9 protein-coding genes are annotated in these 13,944 nt (G+C 68.3%); 2 read left to right on the top strand and 7 right to left on the bottom strand.

What is annotated here, in order from left to right:
• Position 1: 1 nt before the first annotated feature.
• Positions 2-2,464 carry an ABC transporter permease gene (locus tag ABD210_RS08825; protein ID WP_344110478.1) on the top strand — a complete coding sequence of 821 codons (2,463 nt, stop codon included), beginning with the start codon at positions 2-4 and terminating at the stop codon, positions 2,462-2,464.
• On the opposite strand, the gene ABD210_RS08830 is transcribed toward ABD210_RS08825, so the two are convergent.
• The gene (locus ABD210_RS08830) at positions 2,450-3,238 is read right to left on the bottom strand and encodes a methyltransferase domain-containing protein (RefSeq protein WP_344110479.1); all 789 of its coding nucleotides are present in this window, start codon (positions 3,236-3,238) and stop codon (positions 2,450-2,452) included. The two genes, ABD210_RS08825 and ABD210_RS08830, sit on opposite strands and share 15 nt — an antisense overlap.
• A gap of 97 nt (positions 3,239-3,335) precedes the next feature.
• Here ABD210_RS08830 and ABD210_RS08835 point away from each other — a divergent pair, with 97 nt between their 5' ends.
• Complete coding sequence (locus ABD210_RS08835; RefSeq protein WP_344110480.1) at positions 3,336-3,833, top strand: MarR family winged helix-turn-helix transcriptional regulator; 498 nt, start codon at positions 3,336-3,338, stop codon at positions 3,831-3,833.
• A gap of 373 nt (positions 3,834-4,206) precedes the next feature.
• Here the strand turns inward: ABD210_RS08835 and ABD210_RS08840 are convergent, their stop codons facing one another.
• From ABD210_RS08840 to ABD210_RS08865, 6 genes are all read right to left on the bottom strand, one after another.
• A complete protein-coding gene (locus ABD210_RS08840) occupies positions 4,207-6,012 on the bottom strand; it encodes an ABC-F family ATP-binding cassette domain-containing protein (protein ID WP_344110481.1) in 1,806 nt (601 codons plus the stop codon).
• A gap of 20 nt (positions 6,013-6,032) precedes the next feature.
• Complete coding sequence (locus tag ABD210_RS08845) at positions 6,033-7,940, bottom strand: GTP-binding protein (protein WP_344110482.1); 1,908 nt, start codon at positions 7,938-7,940, stop codon at positions 6,033-6,035.
• A 486-nt stretch (positions 7,941-8,426) separates the two neighbouring features.
• A complete protein-coding gene (locus tag ABD210_RS08850) occupies positions 8,427-10,280 on the bottom strand; it encodes a hypothetical protein (RefSeq protein ID WP_344110483.1) in 1,854 nt (617 codons plus the stop codon).
• Positions 10,281-10,897: 617 nt separating this feature from the next.
• The gene (locus tag ABD210_RS08855) at positions 10,898-11,833 is read right to left on the bottom strand and encodes a 4-(cytidine 5'-diphospho)-2-C-methyl-D-erythritol kinase (RefSeq protein WP_344110484.1); all 936 of its coding nucleotides are present in this window, start codon (positions 11,831-11,833) and stop codon (positions 10,898-10,900) included.
• Between the two features lie 3 nt (positions 11,834-11,836).
• Positions 11,837-12,712, bottom strand: coding sequence for a 16S rRNA (adenine(1518)-N(6)/adenine(1519)-N(6))-dimethyltransferase RsmA (rsmA, locus tag ABD210_RS08860; protein WP_344110485.1), 876 nt, complete (start codon positions 12,710-12,712; stop codon positions 11,837-11,839).
• 13 nt (positions 12,713-12,725) lie between these two features.
• Entirely contained in the window at positions 12,726-13,841 is a 1,116-nt protein-coding gene (locus tag ABD210_RS08865) for a resuscitation-promoting factor (protein WP_344110486.1), read from the bottom strand.
• Positions 13,842-13,944: the final 103 nt, after the last annotated feature.

The following is a 13,944-nucleotide window of genomic DNA, read 5'->3' on the forward strand; positions in this document are numbered from 1 at the left end:
CGTGCGACGCTCGATCCTCTCCTCCCTGCGCGCCCACCTGGGCCGCCTGGTCGCCGCTTGTCTGGCGATCGTGCTCGGCGTCGGCTTCGGCACCCTGGCGATGACCGCGCACGCCTCGGCCTCGCACGGCATCGACGAGACCATCGGCAAGCAGTACGCCGGTGTCGACGCGGTCATCACCCCTGACCAGGGGTTCATCCAGCCGACCGATCTCGCCGCCGTCCGGAAGCTTCCGCAGGTCGCCTCGGCGGTCAGTCTCACCACCTCGTACCTGCAGATCACCTGGCCGGGTAAGTTCCGGCCGGACTATCTCGGCGTCGACGCCCGGTATGACACGTCGAGGATCGCCGGCCCGGTCGCCGGCACGGGACGGCTCCCGGACAGCTCGCTCGAGCTCGCGCTGCCGGCGAAGCTCGCCGAGAAGTACAAGGTCGCGCTTGGCTCGAAGTTGCGGCTCAGCGACTCCAACGACAAGAGCTGGACCGTCACCGTGGTCGGCACGCTGGACGACACGGGTTCGGTCGGACCGTCGAACGCGGTGGCAACCGCCCAGACCGTGCACCTGTTCGATCCGGAGGCGTACGTCAGCCGCGTCGAGATCGCGGCCGGGCCGGGTGTCACCCAGCAAGCGCTGGCCACTGCCGTGACCGGTCTCGCCGGCAACGGCCTGAAGGTCTACACCGGCGAAGGCTGGATCAAGCACGAGGTGGAGAACTACACCCACGGCATCGACGTGCTCGGTGGGGTGTTCGGCATGTTCGCGGTCATCGCCCTGTTCGTCGCGTGCCTGGTGATCGGCAACACCTTCACCATCGTGATCGCCCAGCGCACCCGCGAGATGGCGTTGCTGCGCTGCGTCGGCGCCTCCCGACGCCAGGTGTTCTCCTCGGTGCTCGCAGAGGCGACCGTCGTCGGCGTGGTCGCCTCTGCCGTCGGCGTGGTCTTCGGCGTCGCCTTGTCGGCGCTCGCACTCGCGCTGACCCGCGAGTTCGACTGGGGCATTCCGGCGATCGACCTGCACCTCGACCTTGCCTCGGTTGCCCTCCCCCTGCTGCTAGGCACGATCGCCACGATCCTGGCGGCCGTAGTACCGGCTCGGCGGGCAACGAAGGTCGCTCCGCTTGCTGCGCTTCGGCCGGAGGTCGCGCCTGCCGCCGCGTCCAAGGCCGGCGTACTGCGGCTCGTACTGGGCTTCCTGTTGCTTGCCGGTGGGGGTCTGTTGCTGGCGGCAAGCACACAGTCGAGGCAGGTGCTGATCGGTGTCGCGGGCGGCGTGGTGTCGTTCCTGGGCATCCTGGCGGTCGGTTCACTGCTGGTGCCCGCCTTGATCAAGCTGCTCGGGGCACTGCCTGCGCGGGGCGGAGGGGTTCCTGCGCGGATCGCCGTGGGCAACGCAGTACGGAATCCGAAGCGGACTGCCGCGACCACTTCGGCGCTGCTGATCGGGGTCACTCTGATCAGTTTGACCTGTGTCGGGATCGCCTCTGTGCGCAAGACGTTCGACGTCACGATGGATGATCAGTACCCAGTCGACGTAATGGTTGCCGCCTACAACGAGAAGATGCCGGCCACAGGCGAGAAGCAGCTGCACGACATCAAGGGCATCACGCAGGTCGTTCCGGTCCGAACCATCTCGGTGAAGACCGGTTCGCAGGAGCTGAACGTCACCGGGATCGACCCGGCCGCGGCGCCGCCCGTCGTGCACAACGCGGACCTGGTCAACAAGCTCAAGCCGGGGACTGCGCTGCTCGACAACAACACCATGAACATGCTCGAGCTGAGTGACGGCTCCGACCTCACGCTGGTGGCCGGCAAGAACAAGGTGACGATGAAGGCGTTCGTGGCCACCGGTCTGGATCCGATCACCATCAGTCAGGCCGACCTTCAGATCCTCGCCCCGGGCGCCGCGATCACCGGGTACTGGCTCGCGTCCGATCCGAAGGCGGACGGGCCGACCGTGATCGATGCCGTCAAGGGGTCGCTGCCGACGGTCAAGGACCTGTCCGTCGGAGGTGGCCTGGCCGAGCGCAGTTCGTACACGCAGATCTTCGACGTCCTGCTGATCGTAGGCATCGGCCTGCTCGGGGTCTCGGTGCTGATAGCGCTGGTCGGCGTCGGCAATACGTTGAGCCTGTCGGTGCTGGAGCGGACTCGTGAGAACGCGCTGCTCCGGGCGATGGGCCTGACCCGGCGACAACTGCGGGGCATGCTGGCGATCGAGTCGTTGCTCATGGCCCTTGTCGCGGCCGGACTCGGTATCGCACTCGGCTTGATCTACGGCTGGACCGGGACGACCGCTTTGATGGCCGGCCAGACCGCGGACGGGAGTGTTCAATACGCCCTGCCGGTCGGCATGCTCGTCACGATCGCGCTGGTCGCGGCCGTCGCGGGTCTGCTCGCCTCGGTCCTGCCCGCCCGCCGGGCCGCCAAGGTCGCCCCCGCAGGCGCCCTAGCGAGCGAGTAGGTGGGCGACTGCGAAGATCCGGCGGAACGGAAGCAACGTGCCGTACGAGCGTTGCGGATAAGCCTCCGCCAACCGAGCGCCGTACTCCTTCTCAAAGGTTGCCCGCAGGTCGTCCGGCAACGCCTGCAACACCGGCCGCGCACCGGTCCCCTTCACCCACTCCAGTACTGCGTTGTCGCCCGACAGGAGGTGGTTGTACGTCGTCTCCCAGGCGTCGACGGAACACCCTTCAGCGCTGAGCGCGTCGACGTACTCCGCGGGCCCCGGCACGTCCGCGCGGAGCGACTTGCCCGCGGCGAACTCGGCGTACGGCGGCGTGGCGGCGAGTTCGCGAAGGATTGCGTGCGACGGGGCATCGCCGTTGCCGGGGATCTGGATCGCGAGCCAACCGCCCGGGCGGAGCGCCCGCACGAACCCCGGCAGCAGGTCGAGCTGCTCCGGAATCCATTGCAGCGTGGCATTCGTGACGATCACGTCGACCGACCCCGGCGGCGCGGTCCACTCGCGAAGGTCGCCGACCTCGAAGGTCAGCCGGTCCGAGGTCAGCGGCTGGGCGGCCTCGATCATCTCGGCCGAGCTGTCGACACCCCGCACGGTGGCCGACGGCCAGCGATCGAGCAAGGTCGCGGTCAGATTGCCCGGGCCGCAGCCCAGATCGACCACTGTCGCCGGCTGGTCGGCGAAGACCCGGTCGACCAGATCGGCGAACGGACGCCCGCGCTCATCGGCGTACTTGCCGTATTGCTCGGGGTTCCAGACGGGGGAGGTTCGCATCGCGGCAGGCCCTTCGAGCTGGATATCTTGACGTCGAGATACTCTACGCCCCGGAGTTGTCTTGATGTCAAGAGTCTTGATGACATAGTCTCACCGTATGAGAGACGAGGTCGACCGGCTGATCGAGGCCTGGCGCCGGGAGCGGCCCGATCTCGACGTGGCACCGATGGAGGTGCTGTCGCGGGTCAGCCGGCTGGCGCGGCACCTGGACCGCGCCCGCAGCCAGGCGTTCGAGACGCACGGGCTCGAGTCCTGGGAGTTCGACGTGCTCGCCGCACTGCGCCGCGCGGGCGCGCCGTACCAACTCTCCCCCGGGCGGTTGCTCAAGGAGACGCTGGTGACGTCCGGCACGATGACGAACCGGGTGGACCGGCTCGCGGCCCGCGGTCTGGTCGAGCGGCTGCCCGATCCGGCGGACCGGCGCGGAGTGCTCGTCCAGCTCACCGATTCGGGCCGCGACTCGGTGGACGCGGCGATGGCCGACCTGCTCGCGCACGAGCGGAACCTGCTCGGCTCGATCAGCGAACGGGACCAGGCCAAGATCGCCCGCGTACTGCGGGAACTGGTCGGCCCGTTCGACGTCGAAAAACACTGAAAGAGATTTCAGTAGACCGGTCGGAATTGTGCCGGAATAATCCGAAAAGACGGCGCGTCACTTAATGTGGTCGCCGATCGTTGCTAGTTGCAACGAGATCGAGAGATTGCTGTAGCCGCCGACTATCGACACTGAGTCACCCGTCCAACTAAGGTCCTCACTGTCGGTGTCCAATCGACTACAAATCGTTCATCTCTGGTGACTTCGGCGGCAAGAGGTGGTCCGCCGAAGCGGGTCGATGGTGTCCGGGGCTCGGGGCCCGAACAACAACGGCCGGCACGGGGCCCGCTCACCCGGTAGTGGCGACGTACCCTCCCGATCACAGGGGATGGGAGGGTACGTCGCAACTCATGACATTCGCAGGAATGCGTGGTTATTCGGCCCGTTCGGCCGCTTCGAACCACGCGGTTTCCAGCTCACCGCGTTCTTCGGCCAGCTTGCGCAGTTCGATGTCGAGCTCGGCCAGCCGCTCGTAGTTGCTCGCGTTCGCGGCCAACTGGTCGTGCAGTTTCGCCTCGGATTCCGTCAGCTTCGCCAGCTGCCGCTCGATCCGGTTCAACTCCTTCTTCGCCGCTCTCGCGGCCGCGGCATCCACGACTGGTTCCGCGTCCTGGGCAGGCGCAGTCGTCGCCTCGACAACGGGTTCGGACACGACGCGGCGCGGCGCAGTACCGGTTTCGAGTTCGTCCAGGTATTGGTCGACTCCGCGCGGCAGGTGCCGGACCTGGCCGTCGCCCATGATCGCGTAGACCATGTCGCTGACCCGCTCCAGGAAGTACCGGTCGTGGGTGACGACCACGACCACGCCCGGCCAGTTGTCCAGGAAGTCCTCGAGCACCGTGAGGGTCTCGACGTCCAGGTCGTTGGTCGGCTCGTCGAGGATCAGCACGTTCGGCTCGTCCAGCAGGATCCGCAGCAGTTGCAGCCGCCGCCGCTCACCACCGGACAGGTCGCTGATCCGCGTGGTCAGCTTGTCGCCGGTGAACCCGAACCGCTCCAGCAGTTGCGACGACGTCATCTCGCCACCCCGGCCGGCCAGGGCCGCGGTACGACGGATGTCCGTGATGTGCGTGAGCACCGTCACCGAGCCGTCGAGATCCTCCAGCGTCTGCGAGAGATTCGCGATCCGGACCGTCTTGCCTTGCTTGACCTTGCCGGAGTCGGGCTCCAGCAGACCGGTGAGCACCTTGAGGAAGGTGGTCTTGCCCGCACCGTTCGGGCCGAGCAGGCCGATCCGATCGGCCGGCCCGAGCCGGAAGGTGACGTGGTTCAGCATCACCCGGTTGCCGAACTTGAGGCTGACGTCCTCGGCGTCGAACACGTCCTTGCCCAGCCGCGAGGTCGCCAACTGCGCGAGCGCGAGCTTGTCGCGGGGCGCCGGTTCGTTCTCGATCAGCGCGTTCGCCGCGTCGATCCGGAACTTCGGCTTCGCGGTCCGGGCCGGAGCTCCCCGGCGCAGCCAGGCGAGCTCCTTCTTCATCAGGTTCTGCCGCTTGCCCTCGACCACCTGCTCATTGCGCGACCGCTCCGCCTTCGCCAGCACGTACGCCGCGTAGCCACCCTCGTACGAGTTGACCCGGCCGCCCTGGACCTCCCAGGTGTTGGTGCAGACGGCGTCGAGGAACCACCGGTCGTGGGTCACCACGACCAGCGCGCCGGCGCGATCCACCACGTGGGCGGCGAGCCAGTTCACCGCCTCGATGTCGAGGTGGTTCGTCGGCTCGTCGAGGATCAGCAGATCGACTTCGGTGAGCAGCAGCTTCGCCAGCGAGACCCGGCGCCGCTCACCACCACTCAGCGTGCCGACCATTGCCTCGTGATCGACGCCGCCGAGCAGATGCTCCATCACCGACCGTGCGCGCGGATCAGCCGCCCAGGTGTAGGTCTCGACATCGCCGAGCACGGCGTGCGCGACGGTGAGGTTCGGATCGAGGTCGTCGCTCTGGCCGAGATACCCGAGCCGCAGGTCGCGGTTGAGCGTCACCCGCCCGGCATCGGCTTCCTCCCGACGGGCGAGCAAGCGGAGCAACGTCGACTTACCGTCGCCGTTGCGCCCCACTACGCCGATGCGTTCACCCCGGCCGACGCCGAGACTGACCCCGTCGAGCAGGGTGCGGGTTCCGAAGCCCTTGGAGACGGCTTCCAGATTGACCAGGTTGGGTGCAGGGGTAGCGGCCATGACCGACCCAGCCTACGTGGTCACTGGTTGTTCAGGTGGGTGAGGTACTCCTTTGGGTTCAGGGGGTTGCCGTCGGTGCGTCGGCGGTACGGCGGGACGCCGGGGACCGGGTGGAAGCCTTCGAAGGCGGCGAGCAAGACCCCTTCGCCGTGGGTCAGGCCGGGGAGCTGGGTCTCGAAAGGGCGCAGCCGACCCGCCGGGATGAGCCCGGTGAGGCGAGCCTGTTGCGGCCCGACGACGGCCTCGACGACTGTCGCAGTGGCCTCCGCCAACTTGGTCAGGACAGGGGACACTGAGCCGGCCGGCAGCTCCAGCTCGAACTCGTTGACCGGCTCGTGCACTCTCGTCCCTGTATCCAGCAGGGCTTGCATGAGGACCAGCGGAACCAGCCGACGGAAATCCGCGGCCACTGTCGCCGGAGCGATGTAGCCGGTGTGGATGAGGTCCACACGGCAGTCCACCACCTCCCAGCCGTGAAGACCTTGCTGCAGGGAGAGTCGAGCAGTCTCCTCGATTGCGGTGTGGAAAGCGCGGGGCAAACCTCCGAGTTCGACCTCCAGCCGGTAGTCGATGCCGCTTCCGATCTTGCCCGGCGAGACGCGGAACCCGACGGCCGCCGCCCAGGGGTTGTCAGGGTCACCGATCTCCCGTTGGGCAGTTCCGGTGCCAGTGGGGCGTTCGATGTGGACGGGCCGGGTTTCGGCGAACTCGACGGGGAGGTTGTACTCGGATTCGAGCAGGGAGGCGATCACCTCCTTCTGGACCTCGCCGTACAGGCGGACTGTCAGGTCGCCGGCGTGGCTGTCCAGGCGTAGCTGGATCAGGGGATCCTGCTCGGCGAGTTGTTGCAGGGCGACGTACAGGCGGGAGTCCTTGGAGCGGACCAGGGTCTCCAGAGTTGGTGGCGAGAACAGGTGGCCGTCCTTGCCCGAGGGACTGCCGAGTTCGTCGCCGATACTGATGTCCTTGAGGCCGCTGAGTTGGACGATCCGGCCCGCCTCTGCTTGGTCGACGCGGATCGTGCCGCCTCGGTCGAAGACGCCGATCGACGCAGGCTTGATCGGCGTGACCACGCCCGCCCGGTGCAGGTCGTAGTACTGCCTGGCTTGCAGGGTGCCGGCGAACAGACGCGCGGAGGCGGTTCTCTCGCCTGTAGAACTGCGCTCGACCTTGAAAACCCTGCCCTGTAATGGTTCTTCGACGCGCTCTGGGGTTCTGGGGAGCCAGGTGCGGATGCCCTCGATCAGTGCGGCGACGCCTTCGCCCGTCATCGCCGAACCGAAGTACACCGGGTGGACGACCGATCGGCTGACCTGGTCGGCGAGCTCACGCCGGTAGTCGTCGGCTGTGAGGCTGTCCTCGAGATAGCCGGCCAGGAAGGTATCGTTGCGGTCGGCAAGGAGTTCGCCGAGCACCTTGTCCCGTAGGGGGAACGGCTCATAGCTCGCTTCGCGAGTGCCGAGGCCGGCGACGGACCCCATAGGCGCCGCTGCCGGTGTGAGCAGCCGCCCGATGTCGGCGAGCAGGTCGTCGTACCGGGCGCCCATTCGGTCGATCTTGTTCACGAACAACAACGTCGGGATGCGCAGCCGGTTCAGCGTGCGCATCAGCAGGCGGGTCTGCACCTGGACGCCCTCGACCGCCGAGATCACCAGTACGGCGCCGTCCAGCACCGACAGGGCTCGTTCGACCTCGGCGATGAAGTCGGAGTGGCCGGGGGTATCGATCAGGTTCACGGTCAGGTCGCCGAGCTCGAAGGAGACCACGGCCGAGCGGATGGTGATCCCGCGGCGCCGCTCGAGGTCCATCGAGTCGGTGCGAGTACTGCCGTCGTCCACGCTGCCCACGTGGTCGATCACCCCTGCCGCATGCAGCAGGCGTTCGGTCAGGCTGGTCTTACCGGCGTCGACATGCGCCAAAATGCCCATCGTCAGGGTCTTCAAAGGTCCTCGCGGGTGCGTCGAAGCGATCAGGAGAGATGGCGTAGACCGACACCCGGCGCATCTCGTTCTCCTTCTCGCTCGGCACACGTGGGACCAACGTTTGCCGATGGTAGCAGCGCGAGTCGATCCGTCGACACCGAATTTCCGTCGCGCTGCAAGGGATTCCGGCCGGGCGGTACCTCTGGCTGAGCTCGCCGCCGTCTCCGACGATGTCGATGCCGTGGTAGCTCGAAACGTCTGGCATGAAGCAGTATCAGCTCCTGGCTGGAGCGCCCAGCGCTGTGGCTCCACAGGCCTACGCCGATAGTGATCCCGTGATGATCTTGCGTTCACGGGCTGGGCGGTCAGCTGACCCGAACAGCTCGCACCGTCGTCCGCATGCGGAAGGACCTCGTCATGCGGCCAGCGCTAGAACCGCGACGATGGGACGTCCTAGCGAGATCGACCACCGCGCTCCGACCGTGTTCGCTGTCAGGGCTGGTCGTCGTTGGTGATGGGGTGGGTGCCGGTGTGGTCGACGTGGAACTTGAAGCCGTGTTTGGTGGTCCATTCCAGCGCCTGGTCGTCGAGGGCGCGGACTGTCCAGTCGGCGTGGGTCTTGACCCGGTGGCTGAAGCGTCGCAGCGGCCGGAGGTTGCTGGTGCTGGTCTGTCCCGGTGGCCCGGTCGGGTCGAAGGGGACGACGTGGTCGAGGTCGGTGCTGGTGGTGGTCTCCCCGGTCCCGTAGGGGAACTGCTCGACCGGGTAGGTCAGCTTGACGCGTTCCCGGATCCGGTGCGGGATCTCGTAGGCGTTGACGCTGACGTGGTCGTTCAGGTCGATCACCGGCTGGACGGTGATGCGGTCGTGGCCGAGCAGTTCGGCCAGTTTGGCCGCGAACACGGGCCCGAAGGCTTCGACGCGCGCGGTTCCTCCACCGGCGAGCAGGGTCTCGTCGGTGATGTGGACATACAGCTTGATCCGCCCGGGTCTACGCCCACCACCACCGGTGTCGGCGGCTCGTTTGATCGCGGCGAGTTTCGCGACCAGGTCGTGGCGTGCGGCGGCGTCCATGCCCCACAAGATCTGCTCGGCCCTGCCGCGGCCGGTGCGGGGCCCGTACCGGCTGGCCGCGTCCAGCGGCTGGTCCGGGTGGCACGGGTGCGGCGCATCCCGGTCAGCCTCGGTATCGGCGCCGGGCTCGTCGGCGAGGAACAAGTCACTAGCCGGCTGTCCGTCCCGGGTCACCTCGACAGCCTGCGCGTCGCCGGCCCGCTCGGCGTCAATTGTCGTCGGAGGGTTACCCGCCGGCGCGGCGCCGCTGCGCGGCCCGAAGTCCTCGGTGGCCGGGGCCTGGTCTGCCGGGGTGAGCTCCGCGTCGGTGGCCGACGTGGATCCCTCACAAGTCGCTGCGCCCGGTGCGGCCTCGGCCTGCGCCGAGTCGCCTGCCCGGGTCGTGTCGTCTGCCCGGGCCGTGTCGCCTGCCCGGGCCGGGTCGGCCGCGGCGGTCGGGGCGTCGGTTGCAGCCGGCGCATCGGTGCCGTCGTCACCGGTGGTGGGGTGGTGGCGGGTGGCGAGGTATTGGGCGACCTGGAGGAGTTCGTGGGCGAAGGCCGGGTCGGCCAGGATCCCGAGCGCCTTGGCGCGACGCTGATCCAGGCTGTCAGGGTCACCCAACGCGGCCAGCGCGTCGGCGATCTGGCCCAGGGTCGCGTCGAACCGGATCACGTCACCACTGGCGGCCTTCACGAACAGCGTGGTGGTGCCGTGCTGATCGGACTGGCCCGGCCAGGCGCCCCGCTCCCGGGCCTTCTGCTCGGCCGCGGCCCGCGCCGCGGCCGGGTCGGCATCCCAGACCGCGGCCTTGACGATCGTCTTCACCTGATGCGCGCTCAACGAGTCCACCACCCCCGCGACCCGCGCATCGACCAGCGCCGCCGCCTCGACCGACAGACCCAGACACGCGGTCGCGATCAGCCGCGCCTTCCAACCCGTCGCCTGACCCGCCTCGACCCGGGCCCAGGTCAACGGCAGCCGATGCCGCAACGCGAGCGCCTGACCGATGAAGTTGCCGCCCGTTTCGGAGGTCACCCCCAGCACCGCGGCGAACTCCGCGACCGCGAACTCCGCCACCGCCGGACACCCCGCGCCCCCATAGACAACGCCACGCTCGCCGCCCGGCAGCCGCTGGTCGTCGGGCACCCTCGCCGGGCTCGGATGCAGGTCGGCGTAGCGCAGCGCCAGCTGAAGCACCCTGATCTCGGACTCGCCCTGCAGGGCGAGCCAGTCGCGGGTCGCGGCGAGCGTCTCGGCCGCACCCAACTCGGTCACATCCCCTGCGAACATGTGTTCGACACTACGCCCGCCCAGGGACCGTCAGCAAACCCGCAACCGACCCGTTTACCCTTATCCACAAGGAGAAAACATCACACCCCGCCTCACTCGAAAAGCGGATATACGTCAAAGTCCCAGTCAAGGTAATCAGTCAGGCCGGGGCGCGTAAGTCCCGTTGGGAGCTACGGGACCGACAGCAACCACGCCCTCCGACCGGGCCCGCGAGCGAGACAGCGCGGAAGAGAGCCGCAATGTGGACGTCTTGGAGCCAGACGCTAGGCAGGCGGATGCAAGTAGCAGCCGGAAGCGACTGCCGTCGGCTACACGTACCAGCTGGACGCAGGTGACAGGCCCGATGGCTGCTGACAGCAGGAGGCAGGTGTCAGCGAGACAGCAGCAACCCGCGGACGGTGGCAGCCGGAGGCGGCGGCTAGGGGCGAGGGGCGATGGCAGCAGGAGGCAGTTGGCGGGAACCAGTTGGCAGGTGGCAGCCCGGGGCCGCGTGGAGAGGCCGAGGGTGCGGAGCGCAGACCAGCCCTGTACCGCTGATGCCGGAAGGGTCCGAGCGGCGGGCGAGCGGCGCGGAGGCGAGAGGGCTGAGAGGGCTGAGAGGGCGAGACGGCGGGAGGTCAGCGGCTGATGGGGGCTGGGAGGATTCGGGCGCCGGGGACTGGGCCTTCTGCTTGGCGGACCATTCGGCAGAGGCCTGATTCGGCTAGTTCTACGGCGAGGTCTACGGCTCGGCGGCTGTCGGCGGCTAGGAAGAGGCAGGTGGGGCCGGAGCCGGAGATCATCGCCGCGAGGGCGCCTTGGTCAAGGCCGAACTGAAGGGTTGAGGCCAACTCCGGGCGGAGGGACAAAGCTGCCGACTGAAGATCGTTGCTGAGAGCAACCGCCAGCGTGGCCGGTTGACCGGAGAGCAGAGCCGACAAGAGCTCGGGCCGGACCTCGGGCGCCTCGACGCGGCGGAGCGGGCGTTGGCGGTCCAGTTCCTTGAAGACCGCGGGAGTGGAGAGGCCGCCGTCGGCGATGGCGAAGACCCAGTGGAACGTGCCCCGGGACATCACTTCGGTGACCTGCTCGCCTCGGCCACGGCCTAGGGCTGTGTGGCCGACCAGGCAGAACGGTACGTCGCTGCCGAGGTCCGTGGCGATCCGCTCCAGTTCGGCAGGCGACAACTGCAGGCCCCAGAGCCGGTTGCACGCCACCAGGGTCGCGGCGGCGTCCGTGGAGCCGCCGGCCATGCCGCCTGCGACCGGGATGGTCTTGCGGATGGTCAGGTCGACGCCTTCCTCGACGTCGAACTCGGCCTGTAGCAGCCGGGCCGCGCGGACCGCGAGGTTCGAGTCGTCGGTCGGTACGTCGACGGCGAAGTCGCCGACCACCTCGACGGTGACCTCGAGGTCGTCCCGCACGGTCGCGGTGACGTCGTCGTAGAGGGCGACGGCCTGGTAGACCGTGGCGAGCGGGTGGTACCCGTCCGGACGCGGCGGACCGACGGACAGACCGAGATTGATCTTGGCCGGCGACCGGACCGTGACCTGGGCTTGAGGTGGCACGCGCAAACCCTAGTAGGTCGCCCCGGCGATCGCGGCGAATTCTTCGATGCCGAGCATCTCGCCGCGCAGAGTGGGGTCGATGCCGGCCTTCTGCAGCACCTCGTCGAGGCGGTCGCGGTCGGGCATCCAGCGGGCCAGGGCGGACCTGACGGTCTTGCGGCGCTGCGAGAAGGCGGCCTCGATCACGGCGAAAACCTCCTCGCGGGTTGCTGGCGTGGCGGGCGGTTCGCGGCGCTCGAAGGCGACCAGGCCGGAGTCGACGTTCGGGGCCGGCCAGAACACGTTCCGGCCGATCGGCCCGGCGCGGCGCACCTCGGCGTACCAGGCGGCTTTGGCGGACGGTACGCCGTACGTGCGGGAGCCAGGTGGAGCGGCGAGGCGGTCGGCGACCTCGGACTGGACCATGACGAGGCCGTGCCGCAGTGACGGCGCGATCGCCAGCAGGTGCAGCAGGACCGGCACGGCGACGTTGTAGGGCAGGTTCGCCACACAAGCCTCAGGCGAGCCGATCTCGGACAGCTGGACAGTCATCGCGTCGGCGAGCACGACAATCAGCCTGTCGGCCTGGTTCGGCGCGTACGAAGCGATGGTGCCGGGTAACGCCCCGGCCAGCAGCGGGTCGATCTCGACGGCGGTGACCCGGTGCCCCTCGGCCAGCAGCGCGAGCGTGAGCGACCCCAGCCCCGGGCCGACCTCGAGCACGCTCTCGCCGGCGGCGGACAGCTCCGCGGTCCGGACGATCCGGCGGACGGTATTCGGGTCGATGACGAAGTTCTGGCCGCGCTGCTTGGTCGGGCGAAGCCCGAGCGACGCGGCCAGTGAACGCACTTCCGCCGGACCGAGAAGCCTCGGTCCGGCGGAAGTGGGGGAATCAGCGCTGGTCACACAGGTCAGTGTGTCAGGCCTTCTGGCCGCAGACCGGCCAGGCGCTGTAACCGCCGCGGTCGGCCTTGACCTTCTCCGCGATCGCGATCTGCTGCGCCTTGGAGGCAAGGTTGGCGTTGCTGGCGTAGGCGTCGCCACCGTAGGCCACCCAGGTGCCGTGGTCGAATTGCAGGCCACCGTAGTACCCGTTGCCGCTGTTGATCGCCCAGTTGCCGCCCGACTCGCACTGCGCGATCCGGTCCCAGGCGCCGGTGTTGCCGGACGGCGGGGCGGTGTCGGTGGTCGGCGCGGTGGGCTTCGGCTTCGTGCCCACCAGGACCTGCTCGTCGACCGGCTTGGTCAGCACGTTGGTGGCGACCACCTTGGTGCTGGTGAGCTTGCCGTCCACGTAGGTCATGACGTAGTTGACCGACTTCGAGCCGGCCGTGCCCTTGGCCGCGGTCTTGGTGTCACCCTCGACCATGGTCGCCGACTTGGTCTCCTTCTTGGCGAAGGCGATCGGCTCGACCTTGGTGACCTTCTTGACGTCGACCTTGACGATGGTGATCCGGTTGACGCCCGGCTTCAGCGCGGTCGCCGTCACGGGGGTGATCCGGTCGTCGCCGTCGTACTGGACGCCGGCGCCCTTGAGCGCCTCGGCCACGGTCATCGCCATGGACCTCACCTGGGCGACGTGTCCCTGCCGGACGAACTGGACGGTCTTCGGGGTGCGGACCTCGAGCAGCAGACCCTGACGCCCGATCGGGGCGCTGCGGCTGGTGGAGAGGAAGGCTCCGTCGTAGCGCAGGCCCAGGTCGGCGAGGGCCTGGTTCACCCTGTTCGCAGTGGTCCAGAAGATCTTCCTGGTGCCGTCGGCGTTGACCGTCAACTGACGGGCGTACTGGACCGCGATCTCCTGGCCGTCCTGGAGCTTCGCGTCCGGGGCGGGAGCCACCAGATCGCGCTCGCCGACCTGGATCTGCTTCGCCTTCAATGCGTCCGCCACGGTGGAGCCGAAGGTGTGAACCTTCTGCGCCTGGCCGTCGATGGACAAAGTCACGGTCTTGCTCTTACTGGCGTAGGCCACGGAGCCGCCCACGACGGCGAGCACAGCCGTCGCACCGACGGCCGCGATGATGGACTTGCGCACTAATTCTCCCAGGTAGGACTACCCGGGCACGGGGTGGGACAGCACAGGCGAACGCCGCAAATGCCGGGTTGCAGGGCCCGGAAACCACGGTCTTCGCCGAGGG

The sequence above is a fragment of the Kribbella alba genome, from assembly GCF_039529635.1.
Lineage (GTDB): Bacteria > Actinomycetota > Actinomycetes > Propionibacteriales > Kribbellaceae > Kribbella > Kribbella alba.